Genomic DNA, 23,797 nt, shown 5'->3' with positions numbered 1-23,797 from the left:
TTGAGTGGCAATTTGGATTTTTAGGCGCATGAGAATCAAGTGTCTACAGGGTTAAATCATGGCTAGGGTTCTGTTTTGAGTTTAGGGTTATACCAATCAAGAAAAGTATTAATTAGGTAAACATCAGCATAAAAGAGTCAGCATTGAAGCGAGAGATAAAATGAATGGTAGCTTAAGTATTGAATTAGGCTGGGTGCAGGGGGCGCGGCAGTGTTTGTCGCCACATTTTAATGAGCGACCAGGGTTAGAGGTTAGCCTATTAGTTATTCATAATATTAGTCTGCCGGCGGGGGAATTTGGTCAGCCTTATATTGATCAATTGTTTCAAGGATGCCTTGCCATTGATGCCGATGCCAGCTTTGCTGAACTTAAAGGGGTAAGGGTCTCGGCGCATTTTTTAATTCGCCGTGATGGTGAATTAGTGCAGTATGTAAGCTGTGACGATAGGGCCTGGCATGCAGGGGTTTCTGAATTTGCAGGGCGGCAAAATTGCAACGACTTCGCCATTGGCATCGAGCTCGAAGGCACAGATTCAACACCTTATACTCAGGCGCAATATCAGTGCTTAATCGCCTTAAGCTTGGTGTTAATGACTGAATACCCTATGATTAGTCCTGATAGAATTATCGGTCACTGCGATATTGCTCCAGGGCGTAAGACTGATCCCGGCGAAAGTTTTGACTGGGTAACTTATCGAAGCGCATTACAATCGCCAGTAGCGATGTTTTAATCTGCGCTATTACTCGTGATTCTTTATAACCTTTGTCTTGGATTAGGAAAATCTTAATATGGCACTTTTTTCACTGCTTATGGCCATCTTAGTTGAGCGTTTACGCCTATTACCAGATTTATGGCAATTTGACTCTCTGATGCAGGGCTACCATAAACGTTTATGGGACAGTGAGTCGTTAGGCTCGACTAGTGGTGCTCTGCTCGCTATGGCTCTGCCAGCCATGGTATTGGCATTGTGCTTGTATTTACTCGATGGCTTATTTTTTGGTTTATTCAATCTGCTAGTGTGGATTTTTATTTCGGTGATTTGTTTCAGTCATCAAAACCTTAGAGATACCTTTAAAAAATATATTCAGGCCGCGTGTCGTGGTGATGTACAAGCAAGTTTTCGCTATGCCAGTGAGCTCGATTGTTGTGAATGTCTCGATGCTGTGGACGAGCAAGACTTAGGTGCTAAAGTCGGTCAGATATCAGCTTGGATTAATTATCGCTATTATGGCGCCGTGGCCTTATTCCTTATTTTCTTAGGGCCTGTGGGTGCTGTGCTGTATTGCACTGTGCGCTATTACAGCCAAAGAGAATTAAGCTTGAGCAATCAATTACAGCGCTGCCAAGTTGCTAAACAAGCATTAGCGCAGCAAGGTATTGTTGAGTCTAAGCTTGTGACGAGTGATGCCGTTAATGATAAGGCTGAGGACGCCAGTTATATTGAAATGCCCTTAGTACAAGAAGTGCAAAAGCTCTTGGATTGGATACCTAGTCGTATTTTTAGTTTTGGCTTTGTGTTGAGCGGCCAGTTTTCTTCAGGATTGATTATTTGGCGTAAGCTTTCATTGCAATGGCACAGCAGGGCTAAAACCTTGATCACTGAAACGGCCTTAGCTTCTGAGGCGAGTATAGTGTCTGAAATGATGGCCGATGACAGCCTAGCTAATAGCCGATCAACAACTGCGCCTTTAAGTGTGCGGGAGACCTTGGCGTTGCTTGAGCTGAGTAAGCGTAACTTTATTCTATTGCTGACAGTGCTGTCTGTGCTGACTATTTTTGGTGTAGTGAATTAAGCTGACCCGAATTTAGCACGTAAGTGAACCAAGAATACTAAATGAGAGCGACGCGAGTTGGCTCTCATTTAGTATTTGTATTATTAAGTCCCCCCAGATTAGTCCCATTGTTATTGGCATCTTTGCCACTTTCTCTCCGTGATAAGGTTGATTTCTCACTTTTTTGTCAAATGGTCTGACCCCTTAAGGCGTTTTTTCGTCTATGCTGTTGGTTTGCGCTTTGTAGCACTGTTATTCGCTAATTTGTGAGCTTGGTCTCTCTAGACAGGGTTTGGCGGATTTGATAAAGTGCGCGCTCTCATATAAATTGGTAAGACCAATTGACAGGATGATTGAGGGCCAAATGGCATATAGCAAGATTACCCAGCCAAAGATTTCTGATGTGATCATGGAGCAACTCGAACGTATGATCCTCGAGGGCAGCTTACAGCCAGGTCAGAAACTCCCCCCAGAACGCGAACTCGCGGTGCAATTTGAAGTGTCACGGCCTTCTTTGCGTGAGGCGATTCAAAAATTAGAGGCCAAAGGCCTGCTAATGCGCCGTCAAGGCGGGGGCACTTATGTTAAGGAACAACTGTGGCAGAGCCTTGCCGATCCTATCGTTGAGCTGATGCACAATGATTCGGAAAGCCAGTATGACTTGCTGGAGTTTCGCCATGCTACCGAGGGTATGATGGCGTATTTTGCTGCGCTTCGTGGCAATGATGCAGATATGCAAAATATTCAGAATTGCATTCTAGAAGTTGAAAAAGCCACCGAGATAGAGCAACAGGCCGATGCGATTGTGCGCTTTTATCGCGCGGTTGCAGAAGCTTCACATAACGTGGCCATGTTGCATCTTGTTCTCAGTTTAACCCCTGTGCTGCATAAAAATGTGGCCCAGAATCTGGAGCTTCTAAGCCGACGCGAAGAAGCCTCCAAAATGGCAAACGAACACAGACGAGCCTTGCTTGCTGCCATAGTTCGCCGTGATCCTGATGCCGCCCGCGAAGCCTCCAATGAACATTTAAGTTACATTGAAGAGATCATGCTGGCAGTGCGGGAAGAAGATAGTAGATTGCAGCGTAGTCTGCGACGTTTAAAGAGCGGCATTTAATTATAATTGTTTAATAATTTGTTTTAAAAATATGATTTAACAATTAATTTTGCCGAAGAATAGCCATACATTACCTTTGTATATTAGAGAAGGACTGCGACATGTCTGAAGATATGCTACACGATCTAGACCCATCAGAAACCCAAGAGTGGGTTGATGCGCTGCAAGCTGTTTTGGAGCAAGAAGGGCCAGAGCGTGCACACTATTTGTTAGAAAAACTCATCGACAAAGCCCGTCGTAATGGTACTCACTTACCTTATAACGCCACCACTGCTTATTTGAATACCATTCCCGCAGGCCAAGAGCCGCACATGCCAGGTAACCAAGAAATGGAGCGCCGTATTCGCGCTATCATTCGTTGGAACGCCTTAGCTATGGTATTACGTGGTTCGAAAAAAGATTTAGAGCTTGGCGGCCATATCTCCAGCTTCTCTTCAAGTGCCACGATTTATGATGTGTGTTTTAACCACTTCTTCCGTGCACCGAATGAAAAAGACGGCGGCGACTTGGTTTATTTCCAAGGTCATATTGCTCCAGGTATTTATGCGCGCTCTTTCTTAGAAGGCCGTTTAACTGAAGATCAGTTAGCAAATTTCCGTCAAGAAGTGGATGGCAAAGGTCTGTCTTCATATCCGCATCCAAAGTTGATGCCTAACTACTGGCAGTTCCCAACGGTATCTATGGGTCTTGGCCCAATTCAGGCTATTTATCAAGCGCGTTTCTTAAAGTACCTAACAGATCGCGGTATTAAAGATTGCTCTGAGCAAACGGTTTACTGTTTCTTAGGTGATGGCGAGTGTGATGAGCCAGAAGCCTTAGGCGCCATTGGTCTTGCTGCCCGTGAAGAATTAGATAACTTAGTCTTTATTGTTAACTGTAATTTACAGCGTCTTGATGGTCCTGTTCGTGGTAACGGTAAAATTATCCAAGAACTTGAAGGTGAATTCCGCGGCGCAGGCTGGGAAGTGGTTAAGGTTATTTGGGGCCGTTACTGGGATCCATTATTGGCCCGTGACACCAGCGGCAAGTTATTGCAGTTAATGGAAGAAACCGTCGACGGTGAATACCAGAACTGTAAAGCCAAAGGCGGCGCTTACACCCGTGAGCATTTCTTCGGTAAGTATCCAGAAACCGCAGAAATGGTGGCTAACATGTCAGATGATGACATTTGGCGCTTAAACCGTGGTGGTCATGACCCAGTTAAGATTTACGCCGCCCTTGAGCACGCGCAAAAAACTAAAGGTCGTCCAACGGTTATTCTGGCTAAAACCGTTAAAGGTTATGGCTTAGGTGATGCTGGCGAAGGCAAAAACATTGCCCATAACGTCAAGAAGATGGAAATCGGTGCTATTCGTTACTTCCGTGACCGCTTCAACATCCCAATCCCGGATGACAAGTTAGAAGAAATGCCTTTCTATCATCCAGGCCCAGAGTCTGATGAAGTTAAGTACCTAAAAGAGCGCCGTGAAGCGTTAAAGGGTTTCTTACCTCAGCGCCGTGAAAAGTTCAGCGAAGAAATCCAAGTACCAAGCTTAAAGATTTTCGATTCAATTTTACAAGGCTCAAACGGCCGTGAAATTTCATCGACTATGGCGTTTGTGCGCGTATTAACCGCACTGCTTAAAGACAAGCAAATCGGTAAGAAAATCGTACCGATTATTCCTGATGAAGCCCGTACCTTTGGTATGGAAGGCTTGTTCCGTCAGGTAGGCATTTATGCTCACGAAGGGCAAAAGTATATTCCGCAAGATTCTGATCAAGTGGCTTACTACCGTGAAGATAAAACCGGTCAAGTACTGCAAGAAGGTATCAACGAGTTAGGTGCTATGTCTTCTTGGGTATCGGCAGCAACGAGCTACTCGGTGAACGACATGCCGATGATCCCTTTCTACATCTATTACTCTATGTTTGGTTTCCAACGTATTGGTGATATGGCGTGGGCTGCGGGCGACATGCGTGCGCGCGGTTTCTTAGTGGGCGGCACGTCTGGCCGTACAACTTTGAACGGTGAAGGCTTGCAACATCAAGATGGTCACAGCCACATTTTGGCTAACACCATTCCAAACTGTGTGTCTTACGACCCGACTTACGGTTATGAAATTGCAGTCGTGGTACAAGATGGTATTCGCCGCATGTACGGTGAAGGCCAAGAAGATATCTTCTACTACTTGACCACAATGAACGAGAACTACGTTCAGCCAGCCATGCCAGAAGGCGCGGAAGAAGGCATAGTTAAAGGTATCTACAAACTTGAAACTGTCGCAGGCTCTGGTAAGGGCAAGGTTCAGCTAATGGGTTGTGGCACTATCTTAGAAGAAGTGCGTAAAGCCGCAGTTGCACTAGCGAAAGACTTTGGCATTAGTTCAGATGTATTCAGTGTCACCAGCTTTAACGAGTTAACTCGTGACGGCCAAGCGGCTGAGCGCTGGAACATGCTGCACCCAAGCGAAACACCAAAGCAAGCTTATATCAGTCAAGTGATCAGCAGCGATGCACCAGCCATTGCCGCCACAGATTACATGAAGCTTTACTGTGAACAGTTACGCGCCTTTATGCCAACAGACTACAAGGTACTGGGTACTGACGGTTTCGGCCGCAGTGATAGCCGCGCTAACTTACGTCATCACTTTGAAGTGGATGCAAAGTTTATCGTCATCGCCGCCCTAAGCTCATTAGTTGAGCGCAAAGAGCTTTCTAAAGATGTGCTGACTCAAGCCATCAAGGAATACGGTATTGACGTTGACAAGATCAATCCACAGTACGCATAAGGGGAATTCAAGATGGCTGAATTAAAAGAAGTTTTGGTTCCTAATCTGGATGCTGATGATGTACAGATTATTGAAATCTGCGTCGCTGTCGGTGACATGCTTGAAAAAGAAGCCTCTATCATCACGGTAGAAACTGACAAGGCAACCATGGACATTCCAGCACCGTTTGCTGGCAAGCTTGCCCAGCTCAATGTTGCGGTCGGCGATAAAATATCTGAAGGCATGTTGATTGCTATGCTAGAAGTTGCTGGTGAAGCGGCGGTTTCTGCCCAGGCTCCTGTAGCACCTAAAACAGAGGCGCCAGTGCAAGCTGCTGCAGCTCCGGCACCAGTTGCTCCAGTGGCAGCGCCTCAAGTTGCTTCAGCGCCTGCAATTATTGAAGTGAAAGTGCCAGACATTGGCGGTGACACCGATGTGTCTATTATCGAAGTGCTAGTGGCTGTGGGTGATGTGATTGAAGTCGATACGGGCTTAATCACCTTAGAAACAGATAAAGCTACCATGGACGTACCTTCACCGAAAGCCGGTGTGGTTAAAGAAGTGAAAGTCGCCTTAGGTGATAAAGTTTCTGAAGGCTCACTCGTGATTATGCTGGAAGTTGCCGGCGAAGCTGCGCCTGTCGCTCCAGTGGCAAGTGCGCCTGCTCCTGTAGCTGCGCCTGCAAGCGAACCAGCGCCAATGCCTGTTAGTCGCCCGCAAGCGCCACCAGTACCGCATCATCCAAGTGCAGCAACGCCAAATGCCACGGGCGCGGTGCATGCTTCACCTGCAGTGCGCCGTTTAGCCCGTGAATTCGGGGTTGATTTAACTCAAGTGACAGGGACTGGCCGTAAGTCTCGGATTGTAAAAGAAGACGTACAAGCTTATGTGAAGTACGAGTTATCTCGTCCTAAAGCCAATGCTGCATCTTCTGTTGCGGGTGGCGAAGGTGGTTTGCAAGTGATTGCAGCACCTAAGGTTGATTTCAGCAAGTTTGGTGAAGTGGAAGAAGTGCCTCTGAGCCGTATTCAGAAGATTTCAGGCCCTAACTTGCACCGTAATTGGGTCACTATCCCTCATGTGACTCAGTTCGATGAAGCTGATATCACTGAGCTTGAAGCCTTCCGTAAGCAGCAAAATGATGTCGCTGCCAAGAAGAAAGCCGACTACAAAATAACGCCTTTGGTGTTTATGATGAAAGCGGTGGCTAAAGCCTTAGCTGAGTTCCCAGTGTTTAACTCAAGCTTAAGCAGCGATGGCGAATCACTTATTCAGAAGAAGTATTTCCATATTGGTGTTGCGGTTGATACCCCAAATGGTCTGATGGTGCCTGTAGTACGTGATGTTGATAAGAAAGGCATAGTCGAGCTTTCTCGTGAGCTGACGGATATTTCTATCCGTGCCCGTGATGGCAAGCTAAAAGCTGCAGACATGCAAGGCAGCTGCTTTACGATTTCAAGTCTAGGCGGTATTGGTGGTACAGCATTTACCCCAATCGTTAACTACCCAGACGTGGCAATTTTAGGTGTGTCTAAATCTGAAATTAAGCCTAAGTGGAATGGTAAAGAGTTTGAACCTAAGTTAATGTTGCCATTGTCCTTGTCATACGATCACCGAGTGATCGATGGCGCCATGGCTGCACGTTTCAGTGTGACCTTGTCCGGGATCCTATCCGATATCCGTACATTGATTTTGTAAAGATTAAGGTCGCTCATTATGAGCGACCTTTTTATTGTGATCGGTTTCAAAGCAGTTGATTAGAGTATAAAATGCGCCCATCCCAATTTTTTGACCTAAGTTGAAAAGGAAATTGGAACTGAGACACAAATCTCAAACTGGCGATATCGACATTTGGGCCGATCCGTCTTCCAAACGGAATGAAAAAGATTAGAGGAAATCATGAGTAACGAAATCAAAACTCAAGTCGTCGTTTTAGGCGCAGGCCCTGCAGGTTATTCTGCGGCATTTCGTGCAGCTGACCTAGGCTTAGAAACTATCATAGTTGAGCGTTTCAGCACCTTAGGTGGTGTTTGCTTAAACGTTGGTTGTATCCCTTCAAAGGCATTGCTACACGTAGCTAAAGTGATTGAAGAAGCTAAAGCTGTTGCTGCTCATGGCGTAGTGTTTGGTGAGCCTAAAATAGATTTAGACAAGTTACGTGGCTTTAAAGAGAAAGTGATTGGTCAGTTAACTGGCGGATTAGGCGGCATGTCTAAAATGCGTAAAGTTAATGTAGTTAATGGTTTCGGTAAATTTACTGGCCCTAACACTTTAGAAGTGACTGCTGAAGATGGCACTGTAACAGTGGTGACTTTCGAGCAAGCGATTATTGCTGCCGGTTCTCGCCCAATCAAGCTACCTTTCATTCCCCATGAAGATCCACGTATTTGGGATTCGACTGACGCCTTAGAACTAAAAGAAGTACCAGGCAGCATGTTAGTCATGGGTGGCGGTATTATTGGTCTAGAAATGGGCACAGTATACGCATCACTTGGCAGTAAAATCGACGTGGTTGAAATGTTTGACCAAGTGATCCCAGCTGCAGATAAAGACGTTATTCGCGTGTTTACTAAGAAGATTAAAGAGAAATTTAATCTTATGCTAGAAACCAAGGTAACAGCAGTAGAAGCCAAAGAAGATGGTATCTACGTTACTATGGAAGGTAAAAATGCACCGGCTGAGCCAGTACGTTACGATGCGGTATTAGTGGCTATTGGCCGCACGCCAAACGGTAAGTTACTTGAAGCTGAGAAAGCAGGTGTTGCAGTTGATGAGCGTGGTTTCATTAATGTAGATAAGCAGTTACGTACCAACGTGCCGCACATTTACGCTATCGGTGATATCGTGGGTCAACCTATGCTTGCTCATAAAGGTGTGCATGAAGGCCATGTGGCCGCAGAAGTGATTTCTGGCATGAAGCATTACTTTGATCCAAAAGTTATCCCATCGATTGCTTATACAGACCCAGAAGTCGCTTGGGTTGGTCTTACTGAGAAAGAAGCTAAAGAGCAAGGTATTGCTTATGAAACAGCGACTTTCCCATGGGCTGCAAGTGGCCGTGCAATCGCATCTGATTGCAGTGAAGGCATGACTAAGTTAATTTTCGACAAAGAAACTCATCGCGTTATCGGTGGGGCTATTGTTGGTGTTAACGGTGGCGAGCTATTAGGCGAAATTGGTTTAGCAATCGAAATGGGTTGTGATGCTGAAGACTTAGCCTTAACCATCCATGCTCACCCAACCTTACATGAATCTGTAGGCCTAGCGGCTGAGATGTATGAAGGTTCAATTACTGACTTGCCTAATCCTAAGGCAAAAAAGAAGAAGTAATTGATTAGATTTTAAAAAAGCATCCTTCGGGGTGCTTTTTTTTGTCCTAAAATTCATAGCTGGTGTTATATTTGGCTGTGAAACGTTAAATATTGTAATAAGTCATCAAGGATGAAGACAGTTAAAGCCCATTGCTGAGCCACATTGACCTATCATCGAGTATCTAGCCTATGTCTTATATGTTAAGACCTTTTTTATTTTTTATGTTAGCCAGCTTATTAAGTGCTGCACCAGTAGGATCTCAGGAGTTAGTCTCTAGAGTATTTAATGCTCGAGATGGTTTAGGGAATGTGACTATTAATGACATCACGTTTGGTGGGCATGGTTTTGTTTGGCTTGGTACTCAACAAGGGCTCTATCGTGTAAGTAATACCAAGGTGAGGCGGATTGATAAAATGGCTCAGACTGGTGAGCTATTTGATAGTTACATTAACTTAGTTGAAAACATTGATAACAACCATCTATTAGTCAGCACTCAAACTCAAGTTTATCTTTATAACATTCCAAGTAATTCTTTTATCAAATTTGGCCTAGCTGTGGGCACTGAGGTGTTTGAAGATGACGGCGTGCGAGCCACGGTCAAGCTGGAAAATAAGCAGCTGTTGTTACTAACTTACTCGGGACGAGTATATGAGCTTAATGCAGAAACGTTAGGGCTTAAGCTCATTCATCAAGATAAGCTCAGCGCTATGCAGAGCTGGCGATACATCACTAAGGTTGATGATAAATTTTTATTTTCCAGTGCTTATGCTATTGAGTTTAGAACCTTTGAGGGGGCTTTGCTGGCAGAGCTACCATGGAAAGAAAGTTATGGTGCTATAAGAGGCACTTTTGTCGATAGCAGAAAAAGACTCTGGGTTTTGTCCAGTAATGGGTTATTTGAGTACGACATGAAAGTGTCGCGTTTTGTGGCACAAACTCATATTCGCCATAATCTCAGTCGCATGGTAGAAGACAGTAAAGGGCATTTATGGATTGCTAGCAGAAAAGGCTTAATCCTTTTTAAACCAGAAACTAACGAGCTTACGATCTATGAGGAAGATCTTAAAAGAGAGGCTAAGATCGATTATATTCATGATATGAATATCGATCCAAATGGCTTGATTTGGGTGGGTGGTTCAGGTGATGGCTTAGCATTATTGGCACCTGAAACTGAGTTTTTAATTGAAACCTACAGTAAAGCTTCAAAATTTGCCTTAGACAGTGAAATGGTTTGGTCTATCTATTCTGAAGGCAATAACGTGTGGTTTGGTACTGATGGTAGCCTAGTTAAAGTTGATGAGACGCTACAGCAGGCGAGTAGTATTACCCCCAAAGGAATAGAGCTCAATGACAGCATTTATAAGCTAATCAGTTTAGATCAAGATCATCTCTTGCTTGGAAGCAGCAATGGCTTATTTGTTGTTAATAAGCATACCAATGCAAGTATGACTTTCTCTCAATGGACTGGTGGACAAGAATCATTGAGGGGAAAAACGATCTTGAGTTTAGAGCTGGAAAAACCAGGCTCAGGCAAAATATGGATTGGCACGAATAGAGGTCTTTTTTATTGGCAAGCAGGAATGCTAGAGCCGAAATTATACCCTTTAGATTTAGGTGATAACCCACCCATTAAAGTGGTTGTTTTTGCAACGTTAATGGACAGTCTTGGACGATTGTGGGTCTCTGGGAATCAAATTTTTGGTTACTTAGATAACCAGGGTAAATATCACTCAAAATTGGCATTATTTCCCAACAGTAATCCATCTCATATCGGACAGTTACTTGAGGTCTCACCGGGCATTATTTGGTTTGCTTCTATCCAGCAAGGTCTCTTTGAATATCACTCAAAAACAGATGCAGTACACTCACTTTCGGATGCCTGGGCGTTAGATTGTGGTGCGATTCTTTCTTTGCAACATACTCAAGATGCAAACTTTATTGCTTGCTCTTCAATTTTAGTGAAGCAAAATATTGCCACAGGGAAAGTGACTGCATTTGATGAGAATGATGGCTTTATTTCTGATGAGTTCAACGAAGGCGCGTTATTTTACCGGCAAGATAAAGGCTTGTATTTAGGCACACCAGATGGTGCTATGTTGCTGGATGTCGATAGATTAGAAAATCGCTTCGATGATAGCCAAATCTTTCTCGAATCAGTGTCTGTATATCACGATGATGTAGTGAAAACTTATTTATTACCTGAAGAGCTTAAATGGGTTGAGCCTGGTGCGAGTTTACTGAGCTTTCAAATAACCAGTTCAGATTATTTAGATGATAGCCCTTTGAATCTTCAATATCGCTTATTAGAAAATGCGGATCCTGATGGTCATTTTCTTGCTTTAGACGGCCAAGCTCAAATTAATGTCTCAGGCTTAAGTGCAGGTCATTACGTACTTGAATTACAGCATAAAAAAAATGGTTTGTGGACCTTAGTACCTTATAGGTTTGAATTTAATGTAGGGCAAGTTTGGTGGCATGCCTCTTGGTTTAAATGGCTTGTTATTGTGGTGACCTTGGCCTCATTAATGTCTTTACTTTGGTATCGCCAATTGCAAGTTTATCGTTTTAGAAAAATGAATATTGCTTTGTTAGAAAGTGACGATAGATTAAGGCAATCTTTGCGAGGAAGTGATTCCGATTTATGGGAATGGCGTAGTGCCACCAAATTATTATACCTTGAAAATAAAGGTGGTCTGCTAGGTAAGCAAATCCATGTTGAATATGCATTAACTGATTTACCTATTCATGAAGATGACAGAGAAAGAGTGCGTGCTGAGTGGGAAGCACTACTGCAAGATAGAGGGGAAATGTTTGAGTCCCAGTACCGTTATTATAGAGAAGATGGTTCTTGGGGCTGGATTCGGATCAGAGGCCGAGTGATTGAGCATGATCCTATCTCTGGTGCCATAGAGCGAGTTGCAGGTATTTATAGTGATATTACCTTGCAGAAAGAGTTAGAAAGTGAAATTAACCTACTGGCTCAAGCATTTGAACATACGACCGAAGGTATGCTGATTTTAGATAGTGAAGAAAAGATTATCATCAGTAACTCTGCCGCCAGCCTCATTTTTGCGACAAAACCTGAGCAGTTATCAGGGGTTAGGTTAACAGAACTGATTAGCGATAATAATGCCGGTGTTAGTGTTGAAGCCTTGTTAGCGCGTGGAACATCGTGGACCGGAGAGCGTGAGCTGGTGCGCCAAGATGGAGAGCAGTGCCCTGCGTGGATGAATATTTCAGCTATGCAATCAAATAAAGGTTTAGTTAAGCATTACGTGGTGGTGTTTTCTGACATCAGTGAGCGTAAACAAAGCGAATCCACCTTAAGGTATTTAGCCAATAATGATGTATTAACAGGTCTAACTAATAGGGCCATGTTTACCCGTAGATTGACCCAAATTACCACAGTGGCAGACTTTAATAGTGAGAAGTTAGCATTATTCTTTCTTGATCTGGATCGTTTTAAGCACGTTAATGATTCTTATGGTCACAGTATGGGAGATGCACTCTTAGTTGAGGCGGCCAAGCGTTTACAGTCGTGCTTAACTGAAGAGCATGTGCTGTGCCGATTTGGTGGTGATGAGTTTGTTATTTTACTGCGCGATGCCCATGATTTAGATGTGATTAACCACATGGCAGAAAGATTACTCGCTGAGATAGAAAGGCCTTTCAAGCTGCAGGGGAAAGAGTTTTTTATCTCAACCAGTATTGGTATTAGCTTGTGGCCAGATGATAGCCAACAGCCTGAAACCCTAATAAAAAATGCTGATTTGGCCATGTATCATGCTAAAGAAGAGGGGCGTGGTAATTTTCAATATTATTCAGCAGAGCGCAATGCTGAGGCGCTGTACCATTTGAAGCTTGAGGCTGACTTACGCAAAGCCATTGAGCGCCAAGAATTTATCCTTAACTATCAGCCGCAAGTGGACATCTTACATCAAGATAGAGTGGTGGGGGTTGAGGCCTTGATCCGCTGGGAACACCCAACGGATGGTTTTATTAGGCCAGATATTTTCATCAAAGTTGCCGAGTCTTGTGGCTTAATTATTGATATTGATAACTGGGTATTTAGGCAAGCGTGCTTAGATGGTGCTCGCTGGTATAAAGAGTTTAATCAGTCCTATAAATTATCAGTGAATGTGTCGGCGGTTAGTTTTAGGCAGGTGGACTTTATTGATGGCTTAAAAGATATTTTGGCTGATACAGGCATGCCAGCACACCTATTAACGGTAGAAATTACCGAAGGCGTGTTGATGAAAGAACTGCATATTGCTAATGCGCATTTGCGTAAGCTTAAAGCTATGGGAATAAAAGTCTCTATTGATGATTTTGGCACTGGCTACTCATCGCTCGCTTATTTACGGCATTTTGAGGTGGATTGCCTTAAGATCGACCGCTCCTTCTTGATTGATATTGGCGTTAATAAAGCCGATCAAGCAATTGTCAGCAGTATTGTGGAGCTAGCGCGTAACTTAAAACTTGAAGTGGTGGCTGAAGGAGTTGAAACCCATGAGCAGTTAGAGCAAGTGTTTAGCCGTGGCTGTTATCTTATCCAGGGTTATTATTTTGCTAAGCCCATGCCTAGGGTGGAATTAGAAAAATTTCTGAGTCTGGAGCCTCTGGATCTGGAATAGTTATCTAAGTGGTTTTTTGTTTGCTAAAATATACATGTTTTGCCCATTTTCTTTAGGAAATTTCATGAGTTGGCGTTTTCCCCTTGTTATTGTTAGTTGCATTTTTTCCTCAGTCCTCTTTGCCAAAGAACGGCCCACAGTAGGGCTGGTGCTCAGCGGTGGCGGCGCCAAAGGTGCAGCACATATTGGAGTGTTAAAGGTATTAGAAGCCAACAATATCCCTGTTGATTACATTGCCGGCACCAGTATTGGTGCCTATGTAGCAGGCATGTATGCCTTAGGCTATAGCGCCAGTGAAATTGAAGCTATCATGCTGAGTTCTGATTGGTCTAAAGGCTTCTCGGATACGATTCCCCGTGAGCAGTTATCTTATCGAGATAAACAGCAACGAGATCAATTTAATATCCCCATCAGCTTAGGTTACAGCCAAGGTCAGCTCAAAGGTCCAACAGGCCTACTGCAGGGACAAACTATGTCTCAGTTATTGCAGTATTCAACGGATCTAGTGGAACAGTTTGGTGACTTTGATGAGTTGGCAATTCCCTATCGCGCGGTGGCGACAGATCTTGTTACTAGTGAGGCGGTTGTTTTAAGTAGTGGCAGCATAGTGCAAGCCATGCAGGCTTCAGCCACAGTACCAGGGGCTTTGCAACCGGCCAAAATTAATGGTCGCTTATTGATTGACGGCGGCATTGCCAACAATATGCCAGTGGATGTGGTTAAGGCCATGGGCGCTGATATTATTATTGCGGTGGATATTGGCTCTCCACTGGCAAGGCATGAGCAGCTAGATAGCACCATCGCCGTTCTGGAGCAATTGTCGAACTTTTTGACCAATGCTAGCAGTGCCCGGCAAAAAGCCTTATTGACTGATAATGACATTATTATTCGCCCTGCCATTGATAGTTTAAGCACCACAGATTTTAGCATTATGGGTTTAGCTATGAGCTTAGGTGAGCAAGCCGCGACGTTCCAAGTAACGACCTTATCAAGGTTAAGTGTCACGGATGCTGAGTTTACCACCTATCAAAACAATAAGAAGCGTAAGAGTCATAAGTGGCTAAATCAGATCCACCGTCCGCTAACTGCAGTGAAGTTTGATAATCAATCTAAGGTGAGCGAAAGCTTATTGAAAGAAAAATTTGATTTAAAGCCGGGTGATGTGGTGACCAAGGAAACCCTAGATGCAGCGTTAAAGCGGGTTTATTCGCTGAATAAATTCGAGCGTGTCGATGCTGAGTTTGATGATACTAAGGCCGGGAGGGTGCTGACTCTAAAGACTAAAGCTAAATCTTGGGGGCCAAATTATCTACAGGCGGGCTTTAATTGGGAAGATGACTTTACCTTGGACTCAGTGGTGGCGATTTCCCTTGCCTATACCATGACTGATTTAACTGACAACGATGGCGAGTGGCGTAACGAGTTAGAGCTAGGTTATAAGCAATTAGTGGCCACTGAGTTTTATCAACCCTTAGATAGAGATCAAAAGTTTTACAGCCGAAATCGATATCAATACGAGAGTCGGAAAAATGATATCTATGATGATCAAGGCCGTAATTTAAAATTCGAGAAAGACGCGAGTCGCTTCGATTTTGGCATAGGTTATAACTACTCTGATGCTGGTGTTGTAGAGTTGGGAATAGTGGCTGAAACAGGAGAGCTTACTAACGATGCCATTAGTATGCGCAATTTAGATTACTCTTCTGTAGGGGGCTACTTTAAGCTTACCTATGACACTTTGAATAGCATTAGCTTCCCCACTGAAGGCAATCGTTTTAGTTTGAATGCTTACTTAAGGGATGAGGACTTTAAAGGTATAGATCTAACTAATAATGGTGATTTAAACTGGCAAATCGAAGCCGATTGGAAAGGCGCATTGAAGCTTGGCCATCATGCTATCGTGGGTAAAATGGCTCTAGCCACGGTAGAAAATGATGGTAACTACACTTTGCAGTTATCTGAACTCGGTGGCTTCTTGAATCTGTCAGGCTTTCATAAACATGCTTTAGTGGGAGCTCATAAAGTCTTTGGTGCCTTTATTTACCAATATGATTTGGGCCGCGATGTGTTGATCACTGATCTACCTTTGTATATAGGGATGAGTTTAGAAGGCGGTAATGCCTGGTATGACAGAGAACTGGTTGATTTAGATGATCTTATTTACTCTGGCAGTTTATACTTAGGCACAGACACCACCTGGGGCCCCGCCGCATTAGGTTTTGGCTTAAGCGACAATGGCGAGAAAGCCTTTTATCTATTTATCGGTAAGAATTTCTAAGGGCTTTCCGACTTAAAACACACTAGTAAGTCATAAAATGGGCCAGTGAAAAATTCACAGGCCCATTTTTTAAAGGCTGTTAATCTATTTAAATACATCATTAATTCAATACTAATACAAGAGCTTACTCTCTAAATTGTTCCAATAATCCTGCCAATTGAGTTAAATCCTTGAGCTGATGGTGAGCCGCAGCCCAGCGGGCTTGAGTGGCTTGATTAGGGGCTGGGATAATCACAGTCTGCATAGTGGCGGCGCGGGCGGCAATAAGACCGTTGAATGAATCCTCCACCGCTAGGCAGTTCGATGGTGCTAAACCTAGGGCGTTAGCGCAATTTAAATACACCTCAGGGTGAGGCTTGCCATAGCTTAAGTGCTCAGCCGAGCAGCGCGCCTCAAAGTAATCGGCGATGTTAAGCTTATTCATTACCGCAGTAATTATGGCACTGGATGATGAAGTAGCTAGACCGATTTTAAGTCCAAGCTGTTGGCAGGCATTAAGGGCTTCAATAACTCCAGCCATAGGCTGGCCCTGTGCGCTAATTTCATTGACTACTTGGCTGACTATCTTGTTTGCTACAGCAAGATTATCGTAGTCATTTGCCGAGCACCAAGGGTGGCGGGCATACCAGTAGTGCACTACCTGATCGATCCTAAGCCCGGTGGTTTGTTCGGTATCTTCAAAGCTTAAAGGAACGCCCAATTCAGTCATCACTAAGTGCTCAGCTGTTTGCCAAGCGGGTTCAGAGTCAATCAAGACACCATCCATATCGAAAATAACCCCATGAATTTGAGTGGTTAGCATTTAGGCTCCTTAAGTGTGACTACCAGTGGTTGACACTTAGGTATCAAATTAGGTTTATTTAGCTATTTTTGTTAGTTAATCTACCTTTTTAGTCCTAAGTGGTTATTTTTTTATAAAAAAATATTTCTTAAAAGGTTAAGTCGTACTGGAGATATTTTAATCGCTGCTAGGTATGTAAGTCATTGCTTTAAATTTAAAAATATCAAGATTCAAACTAAGGTCTAGTTTTAATCTTCAGCACTAAGGTCTAAATTGACATAGGCCGTACAAATAAGTCCAGATTTAATCAGGCTAACAGTGTGAGCCGATTCATACTTTTTCAAAGCTGTAGTATACTGAATATCGGATTTCAGGCCCGAACCCGTGGAATTGTTAGCCCTTATCATTATGGCGTGCAGTTTTGCTGTGAGGCGTTAAACAAAGAGGAATGTTGCCGTGCTAGAAGCATATCGTAAACACGTCGCAGAACGTGCCGCAGAGGGCGTTGTCCCTAAGCCATTAGATGCACAACAAGTGGCTGAACTGGTTAAGTTAGTTGAAACACCTCCAGCAGGTGAAGAGGCATTCATCCTCGACTTGCTCGAAAATCGTATCCCACCAGGTGTAGATGAAGCCGCTTATGTTAAAGCGGCTTTTCTTGATGCTGTAGCTAAAGGCTCGGTGTCATCGTCTATCCTAAGCAGCGAACGCGCTGTTGAATTGCTTGGCACTATGCAAGGCGGTTACAACATAGATCCATTGATCGCTCAATTAGAAAACCCAGCACTGGCGCCATTAGCAGTCAAAGCATTATCAAACACCTTGTTGATGTTTGATTCTTACCACGACGTGGTTGAGAAAATGCAGGCGGGTAACGCTCAAGCTAAACAAGTGGTTGAATCTTGGGCCAATGCAGACTGGTTCTTAAACCGTCCTAAATTAGCCGACAAGGTTACTCTAACCGTATTTAAAGTGGCTGGCGAAACCAACACTGATGACTTGTCACCTGCGCCAGACGCATGGTCTCGTCCAGATATCCCTTTGCATGCCTTAGCTATGCTTAAAAACGCGCGTGACGGTATCGTTCCAGATGAGCCAGGCGTTGTGGGTCCAATTAAAGAAATCGAAGCCCTTAAAGGCAAAGGTCATCCACTAGTGTACGTGGGTGACGTTGTGGGTACTGGTTCTTCACGTAAGTCTGCCACTAACTCAGTGTTATGGTTCATGGGTGATGACATTCCTTATGTACCTAATAAGCGTGCTGGTGGTTTCTGTTTAGGTAATAAAATTGCCCCAATCTTCTTCAATACCATGGAAGATGCTGGCGCACTACCTATCGAGCTTAACGTAGATAAAATGGAAACTGGCGATGTTATCGACATTTATCCATACGAAGGCGCTGTTAAACGTGCAGGCTCTGATGAAGTCATCTCTACGTTCGAGTTAAAAACCGAAGTCTTGTTAGATGAAGTACGCGCCGGTGGCCGTATTCCATTGATCATTGGCCGTGGTCTTACAGATCGCGCTCGTGAAACCTTAGGCTTAGACGTATCTAAAGTATTCGTACGTTCACAAGACGTTGCCGATACAGGTAAAGGTTACACTTTAGTTCAGAAGATGGTGGGTAAAGCATGCGGCGTAGCCGGTGTTCGTCCAGGCCAATACTGTGAACCTAAGATGACTTCTGTGGGTTCACAAGACACTACCGGTCCTATGACCCGTGATGAGCTAAAAGATTTAGCTTGTTTAGGTTTCAGCGCCGATTTAACCATGCAGTCATTCTGTCACACCGCGGCTTATCCAAAGCCAGTTGATGTTGACACTCACCACACACTGCCTGATTTCATCATGAACCGTGGTGGTGTTTCACTGCGCCCTGGTGATGGTGTTATTCACTCTTGGTTAAACCGTATGCTACTGCCTGATACTGTAGGTACGGGTGGTGACTCACATACGCGTTTCCCAATTGGTGTGTCTTTCCCTGCAGGTTCTGGCCTAGTAGCATTTGCTGCAGCAACTGGCGTTATGCCACTTGATATGCCTGAATCTGTATTAGTGCGCTTTAAAGGTGAAATGCAGCCAGGTATCACGCTGCGTGACTTGGTACATGCTATCCCGCTTAAAGCCATTGAAATGGGGCTATTAACGGTTGAGAAGAAAGGCAAAATTAACGCTTTCTCTGGCCGCGTATTAGAAATCGAAGGTCTTGAAAAACTTAAAGTTGAGCAAGCGTTCGAGCTTTCTGATGCATCAGCTGAGCGTAGTGCGGCTGGTTGTACTATCAAGCTAGACAAAGAGCCAATCATTGAATATCTAAACTCTAACATAGTAATGTTAAAGTGGATGATAAGCGAAGGTTATGGCGATCGTCGTACTATTGAGCGCCGCGTCACTGCGATGCAAGAATGGTTAGCTAATCCAGTATTAATGGAAGCTGATAAAGACGCTGAATACGCTGAAATTATCGAAATCGACCTGAACGAAATCAAAGAGCCAATCCTTTGTGCGCCGAACGATCCTGATGATGCAGTACTGTTATCAAGCGTTGCACAAACTAAGATTGACGAAGTGTTTGTTGGGTCTTGTATGACTAACATAGGCCACTTCCGTGCGACCGGTAAGATGTTAGACAAGTTTGCTAAGACGCTGCCAACACGTTTGTGGATTGCGCCGCCAACTAAGATGGACAAAGATCAGTTAACTGAAGAAGGTTACTACTCAATCTTTGGCCGTGTTGGTGCACGTATCGAGATCCCAGGTTGTTCTCTATGTATGGGTAACCAAGCACGTGTTGCAGAGGGCGCGACTGTAGTATCGACTTCTACGCGTAACTTCCCTAACCGTTTAGGTACTGGTGCAAACGTATACTTGGCTTCGGCTGAGCTTGCCGCAGTAGCAGCCTTATTAGGCCGCCTGCCATCGCCAGAAGAGTATCAAACATACGCTAAAGAATTGGATGCCACCGCAGCTGATACTTACCGTTATTTGAACTTCGACCAAATTGCTTCTTACACTAAGAAAGCCGACAGCGTGATTTTCCAATCAGCAGTCTAATTTGATGAGTGGCTTGATTGATTAAGTCAGTTTGAAATAAAAAATGCCAGCAGCAATGCTGGCATTTTTGTTTATTAGCGCGTTGACTGTTATTCACATATTTATAGCGATGAATTTCTGGCTAGGCATTTCTAACCACACTCCAGCTAATCACAGGCAACTAACTAACTAACTAACTAACTACTAACCTCAATGCGATTACCGCCTTTGCTTTTTGCTTGATACATGGCGCTATCGGAGCTGGCTAATAACTGCTTTTCATCCATGCCATGCTGCGGGTATAGGGCGATCCCTATACTGGGAACTATATGCAAAGATTGTCCTGCCAATTGAAAAGGCATATTAAGGGCATTGAGTATTGCTTGGGCAATTTTTAAAATATTGTCTCTGGAACCTGCATCATCGAGTAAGATCACAAATTCATCGCCACCAAATCGAGACACTGTATCGGTTTCACGAACGCAATGTAAAATGCGCTGAGCCGTCATTTGCAGTAAAGCGTCGCCAATTTGATGACCGCAAGTGTCATTCACGGCTTTAAACTTATCTAAGTCTAGGAACAGCAGCGATATGCTATGGCCCCCACGTTTTGCATGGGTTAGGGCATTTTTAATTCGATCATCAAACAGCGCCCGATTAGGAAGCTGGGTGAGTTGGTCATACAGGGCAAGGTGCTTTAATCGAGTGAGCATCTGCTTGCGTTCAATAGCGGTAGCGATTTGAGTGGATACGAATCCCATTAACTCTTGATCTTGAATGGTATATTCAGGATCGCAAACATCACTGTGCATTATCAATACACCGATAATATCGTGTTGTTGTTTTAAAGGGAGCCCAAGCCAACTGGACTGGCTGTTAGTGAGAATTTGACGAATTTCTTCTGGGTACTTTTCCATTGAATTCAGCTTGATAAGTACAGGTTTAGCGCTATGAATAACATGATGACAGAAGATTATTTCATCTTGCTCATCGTGGTTTTGAGCTGTGTTGGAATGGCTAATTAGGTTTGAATTTTGTGTTTTTCCTCTCCGCGGCGTTAAAGCATTGTCATTAAGAGAGCCGATTGGATTGCCGTGAGTTTTATAAAGAAAGCTCAACTGGTTAGTCTTGGGTTCATAAGAGGCGATAGCGAAATTAGTTGCTGGCAGTAATTGTGCAATAATATTATGTATACCTTGGTAGAGAGTGAGCAGATCTTCAGCAAGATGTGTGGCTTCTGATATGGCGTAAAGTGCTGCTTGGCGGCGCTCGATATTTTTTCTACTACTGATATCTCGTGCTATCGCAATTCTTTGCTGATGTTTATCTGACCAGCGCGCTGACCATAAAATATCAACTACTTGACCATCTTTACGCACATAACGGTTTTCAAAATGAGTATTCTCATTACCCTGCATTATGCTTATTGCTGCTGCTAAGGTGCGCTTTCTATCGGCAGGAAAGACTAAATCTAGTACTTTCATGCCGATCATTTCTTCTGAACGATAACCGAAAATACGTTCAGCACTGGCACTAACAAATTCAAATCGCCCAGTCTTATCCACGACACACACAGCATCGATTAATAGGTCTATAAAACTACTTAAGCTTTGATATTCATCTTTATTCACATAATAACTCCCGCTAGTCGCTGTCTGTTGCACCCTCCTATAATTTTTAATAGTAGCAGTGGGTTGAGCGAGCTATTGATAATAAAGGCTGGTAAAGCGTCATGCTCACCTAACCGCGCGTGAACAAGGTTTTTAATAGCCTAGTCCAGTTAAGGTCAGTGTTCCACATCTGCTAACAACTAAGGGTAAATATAGTGAAAAGTGATCTGAGTTTATTGCTAATGCGTATTGGTTATTCAGCATGACTGTGTGCTGCATTTGTCACACATAGAAGATTGAGGCACATTATTGGAGGGGCAAAAATGACATTTCCTGATTTACAGCTAGCAGCTCAAAGCTTGCTAAATAATGCTGCAGCATTAGAGCAGAATTGTCCAACCAGCTTAGGCGTATTTCCTCTACCATTATTTTTATTACCTTCAGGGAACACTCGGCTGCGAATTTTTGAACCTAGGTATTTATCAATGATATCTGGCTCTAGCAAGGGAGGAGGATTCGCGATTGCCTGTTTTGATAAAACCTTAAAAACAGGCTTGCCGACTTGGGGAACTAGGGTGGAGGTAATAGATTTCCACTCAGGAGATGATGGTGTGCTTGTGGTTGATGTGCAAGGGCTACACTTAGTTACTTTAGAGGATGTTAAGCCCAGAAGAGATGGTTTACTTGTGGCTCAAACTCAATATAAACCTCACTGGGCTCAGCTTGAAAAGCCCGTCAGTAAAGTGAAAAGTCAGACTGCTGAGCAACAGCAGATTGATGCTCGAATGCTGTCGTTAACCAGAGTATTGAAAAACATTTTTTCAGAACATACCCAGCTCACTCAAATTTATCCACAGACATATTTTTCATCGCCTCAATGGGTTTGTGCTCGCTTTTTAGAAATACTGCCTTTATCTTTGAACGAAAAAGAAAAGTTTATTAAGCCCATGACCTTAGAGCATAGCCAAACCTTCTTGTATACCTTGGTACTAGGGGCTGAAAATAATAATTGATCTTTTTGACGCTAAACTGCGTATTGCTATACCTAGTGCAGCTGTTAATGGATAAATGATGCAAAACATGATGAGTAGCAGCATGAATAATAGCGCTCCCAATAAGGATGGCTTAATTATCACTAACCCTACTGAGCTACAGGTGTCAGCGCAGCTGTATACTTGGCTGGTTTTAGTCGCAGAAAAAAGGGACAAACAGGCTTTTACTGCGCTGTTTCAATTCTTTGCACCCAAAATTAAGGGATTTGGATTACAGCGTCTTGGCTGTCATGACAAAGCCAATGAGCTACTTCAAGAGACCATGAGCAATGTATGGCGTAAAGCGCATCTTTATGATGGTGACAAAGGCGCAGCGACAACTTGGGTTTACACTGTGATGCGTAACGCTTGCTTTGATATGTTACGACGAATAAAAACCAAGAATGAGCAATTATTAGGTGACGATATTTGGCCTGTAGATCAAGCTCAAGATGAAGCTATTACTGAGTCAGTGAGCTTTAAAGATCACTTGATGGAAAAACATATGTTAACCCATATAAATAGCCTGCCAGCACTACAGCAAACCGTGGTTAAAGGCGTTTATTATCAATCTTTATCCCAAGAACAACTGGCCCAGCAGCTTGAGGTGCCTTTAGGCACAATTAAATCGCGTTTAAGGCTTGCTCTGGCCAAGCTTAGGCAGCAAATGGGAGATGACTATCATGATTAACCACCATCCAAATACTTCTATATTGGTTGATTTTGTCGCAGGTGAGCTACCGGCCTCGATTAGCATAATGATTGCCAGTCATATGGATTTTTGCCGCCAATGCCGTCAGCAGGTACAAGTATTAACTGAGCAAGCTGCAGCATTGGAATTTGAGCCTTTGGCGGATAGCCTAAGTCAGAGTAGTCAAACCGATAACTTTGATATTGACCATGCTATGTCTATGATAGAAGCCATCACTGAATCTGATATCGATACACAGATGTCTTTGCCTCAAACCGTGACAGAAATCGCCATTGGAAAGCTGCGGATCCCTTTACCAAGAGCGATTAAATCTGTGGCATTGAAAGAGTGGCAAGGCCTAGGAAAACTGTCTAGAGCACGGCTGGATGTGCAAGATGATGAAAGGCGTATGAGTCTACTTTATATTGCCCCCGGTGGCAGTGTTCCTTGCCATACACATCAAGGGTTTGAAATTACCTTATTACTGCAAGGCAGCTTTGAAGATGAAATGGGCCAGTACCATCAAGGGGATTTTATCTGGCTCGATGGTAAGCATACCCATCAGCCGGTGACCACGGCAGGCTGTGTGTGTTTGACGGTTTCCAGTGATGCCATACGTTTCACTCAAGGAATGAGCCAATTACTTAATCCTATCGGCAAGTTCATCTACTAAAGCCTTATCGAATTGAGACAGGGTCCCAATCCTAGCCTGCTACCTTTGGAGGCTGGGGTTTGGCTGGCCTATCGTTCACCCGCAGCTTCCTTAGTATCAAACCCTCGAGCCTATCACC

General features: G+C 43.8%; 14 protein-coding genes. 12 read left to right on the top strand and 2 right to left on the bottom strand.

From position 1 onward, the window contains the following. The first annotated feature begins 160 nt into the window (after positions 1–160). From ampD to H5073_RS08155, 8 genes are all read left to right on the top strand, one after another. Positions 161–730 carry a 1,6-anhydro-N-acetylmuramyl-L-alanine amidase AmpD gene (gene ampD / locus H5073_RS08190; protein ID WP_182678767.1) on the top strand — a complete coding sequence of 190 codons (570 nt, stop codon included), beginning with the start codon at positions 161–163 and terminating at the stop codon, positions 728–730. 58 nt (positions 731–788) lie between these two features. Beyond that, positions 789–1,793 carry a beta-lactamase regulator AmpE gene (gene ampE, locus H5073_RS08185; protein ID WP_182678765.1) on the top strand — a complete coding sequence of 335 codons (1,005 nt, stop codon included), beginning with the start codon at positions 789–791 and terminating at the stop codon, positions 1,791–1,793. 343 nt (positions 1,794–2,136) lie between these two features. After that, on the top strand, positions 2,137–2,889 hold the full coding sequence (pdhR, locus tag H5073_RS08180) for a pyruvate dehydrogenase complex transcriptional repressor PdhR (RefSeq protein ID WP_182678763.1): 753 nt from the start codon (positions 2,137–2,139) through the stop codon (positions 2,887–2,889). Between the two features lie 101 nt (positions 2,890–2,990). After that, positions 2,991–5,657 (top strand): pyruvate dehydrogenase (acetyl-transferring), homodimeric type, encoded by a 2,667-nt coding sequence (aceE, locus tag H5073_RS08175; RefSeq protein WP_182678761.1) that lies wholly within the window; start codon positions 2,991–2,993, stop codon positions 5,655–5,657. Positions 5,658–5,669: 12 nt separating this feature from the next. Then, a complete protein-coding gene (gene aceF, locus H5073_RS08170) occupies positions 5,670–7,334 on the top strand; it encodes a dihydrolipoyllysine-residue acetyltransferase (protein ID WP_182678759.1) in 1,665 nt (554 codons plus the stop codon). Between the two features lie 201 nt (positions 7,335–7,535). After that, positions 7,536–8,966, top strand: a complete 1,431-nt coding sequence (gene lpdA, locus H5073_RS08165) for a dihydrolipoyl dehydrogenase (RefSeq protein WP_182678757.1) — start codon at positions 7,536–7,538, stop codon at positions 8,964–8,966. A 170-nt stretch (positions 8,967–9,136) separates the two neighbouring features. Then, on the top strand, positions 9,137–13,582 hold the full coding sequence (locus H5073_RS08160) for an EAL domain-containing protein (RefSeq protein ID WP_182678755.1): 4,446 nt from the start codon (positions 9,137–9,139) through the stop codon (positions 13,580–13,582). Between the two features lie 64 nt (positions 13,583–13,646). Then, the gene (locus H5073_RS08155; protein ID WP_182678754.1) at positions 13,647–15,860 is read left to right on the top strand and encodes a patatin-like phospholipase family protein; all 2,214 of its coding nucleotides are present in this window, start codon (positions 13,647–13,649) and stop codon (positions 15,858–15,860) included. Positions 15,861–15,984: 124 nt separating this feature from the next. On the opposite strand, the gene hxpB is transcribed toward H5073_RS08155, so the two are convergent. Continuing rightward, positions 15,985–16,662: a hexitol phosphatase HxpB gene (gene hxpB, locus H5073_RS08150; RefSeq protein ID WP_182678751.1), complete on the bottom strand. Its 678-nt coding sequence runs from the start codon at positions 16,660–16,662 to the stop codon at positions 15,985–15,987. A 435-nt stretch (positions 16,663–17,097) separates the two neighbouring features. On the opposite strand from hxpB, the gene acnB reads away from it, so the two are divergent. Further along, the gene (acnB, locus tag H5073_RS08145; protein WP_182678749.1) at positions 17,098–19,695 is read left to right on the top strand and encodes a bifunctional aconitate hydratase 2/2-methylisocitrate dehydratase; all 2,598 of its coding nucleotides are present in this window, start codon (positions 17,098–17,100) and stop codon (positions 19,693–19,695) included. Between the two features lie 176 nt (positions 19,696–19,871). Here the strand turns inward: acnB and H5073_RS08140 are convergent, their stop codons facing one another. Then, positions 19,872–21,305, bottom strand: coding sequence for a GGDEF domain-containing protein (locus H5073_RS08140; protein ID WP_182678747.1), 1,434 nt, complete (start codon positions 21,303–21,305; stop codon positions 19,872–19,874). 302 nt (positions 21,306–21,607) lie between these two features. Between H5073_RS08140 and H5073_RS08135 the strand changes: the two genes are divergently transcribed. The 3 genes from H5073_RS08135 (at position 21,608) to H5073_RS08125 (ending at position 23,679) form a co-directional block, all read left to right on the top strand. Beyond that, positions 21,608–22,297, top strand: a complete 690-nt coding sequence (locus tag H5073_RS08135; protein WP_182678745.1) for an LON peptidase substrate-binding domain-containing protein — start codon at positions 21,608–21,610, stop codon at positions 22,295–22,297. An 82-nt stretch (positions 22,298–22,379) separates the two neighbouring features. Further along, complete coding sequence (locus H5073_RS08130) at positions 22,380–23,006, top strand: sigma-70 family RNA polymerase sigma factor (protein ID WP_182678743.1); 627 nt, start codon at positions 22,380–22,382, stop codon at positions 23,004–23,006. Next, positions 22,999–23,679: a ChrR family anti-sigma-E factor gene (locus H5073_RS08125; protein WP_182678741.1), complete on the top strand. Its 681-nt coding sequence runs from the start codon at positions 22,999–23,001 to the stop codon at positions 23,677–23,679. The genes H5073_RS08130 and H5073_RS08125 overlap by 8 nt, the downstream gene beginning before the upstream one ends. Positions 23,680–23,797: the final 118 nt, after the last annotated feature.

It is taken from the genome of Shewanella sp. SR44-3 (assembly GCF_014163735.1).
In the GTDB taxonomy this organism is placed as follows: domain Bacteria; phylum Pseudomonadota; class Gammaproteobacteria; order Enterobacterales; family Shewanellaceae; genus Shewanella.
The sequence above is the reverse complement of the archived record's forward strand: the minus strand, read 5'-3'. Positions and strand labels throughout refer to the sequence as shown.

Coding starts and splice junctions, on each gene's coding strand:
- H5073_RS08135 (WP_182678745.1), top strand. CDS start 21,608: ATGACATTTCCTGATTTACAGCTAGCAGCTCAAAGCTTGCTAAATAAT.
- pdhR (WP_182678763.1), top strand. CDS start 2,137: ATGGCATATAGCAAGATTACCCAGCCAAAGATTTCTGATGTGATCATG.
- aceF (WP_182678759.1), top strand. CDS start 5,670: ATGGCTGAATTAAAAGAAGTTTTGGTTCCTAATCTGGATGCTGATGAT.
- H5073_RS08160 (WP_182678755.1), top strand. CDS start 9,137: ATGTCTTATATGTTAAGACCTTTTTTATTTTTTATGTTAGCCAGCTTA.
- hxpB (WP_182678751.1), bottom strand. CDS start 16,662: ATGCTAACCACTCAAATTCATGGGGTTATTTTCGATATGGATGGTGTC.
- ampE (WP_182678765.1), top strand. CDS start 789: ATGGCACTTTTTTCACTGCTTATGGCCATCTTAGTTGAGCGTTTACGC.
- ampD (WP_182678767.1), top strand. CDS start 161: ATGAATGGTAGCTTAAGTATTGAATTAGGCTGGGTGCAGGGGGCGCGG.
- H5073_RS08125 (WP_182678741.1), top strand. CDS start 22,999: ATGATTAACCACCATCCAAATACTTCTATATTGGTTGATTTTGTCGCA.
- H5073_RS08130 (WP_182678743.1), top strand. CDS start 22,380: ATGAATAATAGCGCTCCCAATAAGGATGGCTTAATTATCACTAACCCT.
- H5073_RS08155 (WP_182678754.1), top strand. CDS start 13,647: ATGAGTTGGCGTTTTCCCCTTGTTATTGTTAGTTGCATTTTTTCCTCA.
- lpdA (WP_182678757.1), top strand. CDS start 7,536: ATGAGTAACGAAATCAAAACTCAAGTCGTCGTTTTAGGCGCAGGCCCT.
- aceE (WP_182678761.1), top strand. CDS start 2,991: ATGTCTGAAGATATGCTACACGATCTAGACCCATCAGAAACCCAAGAG.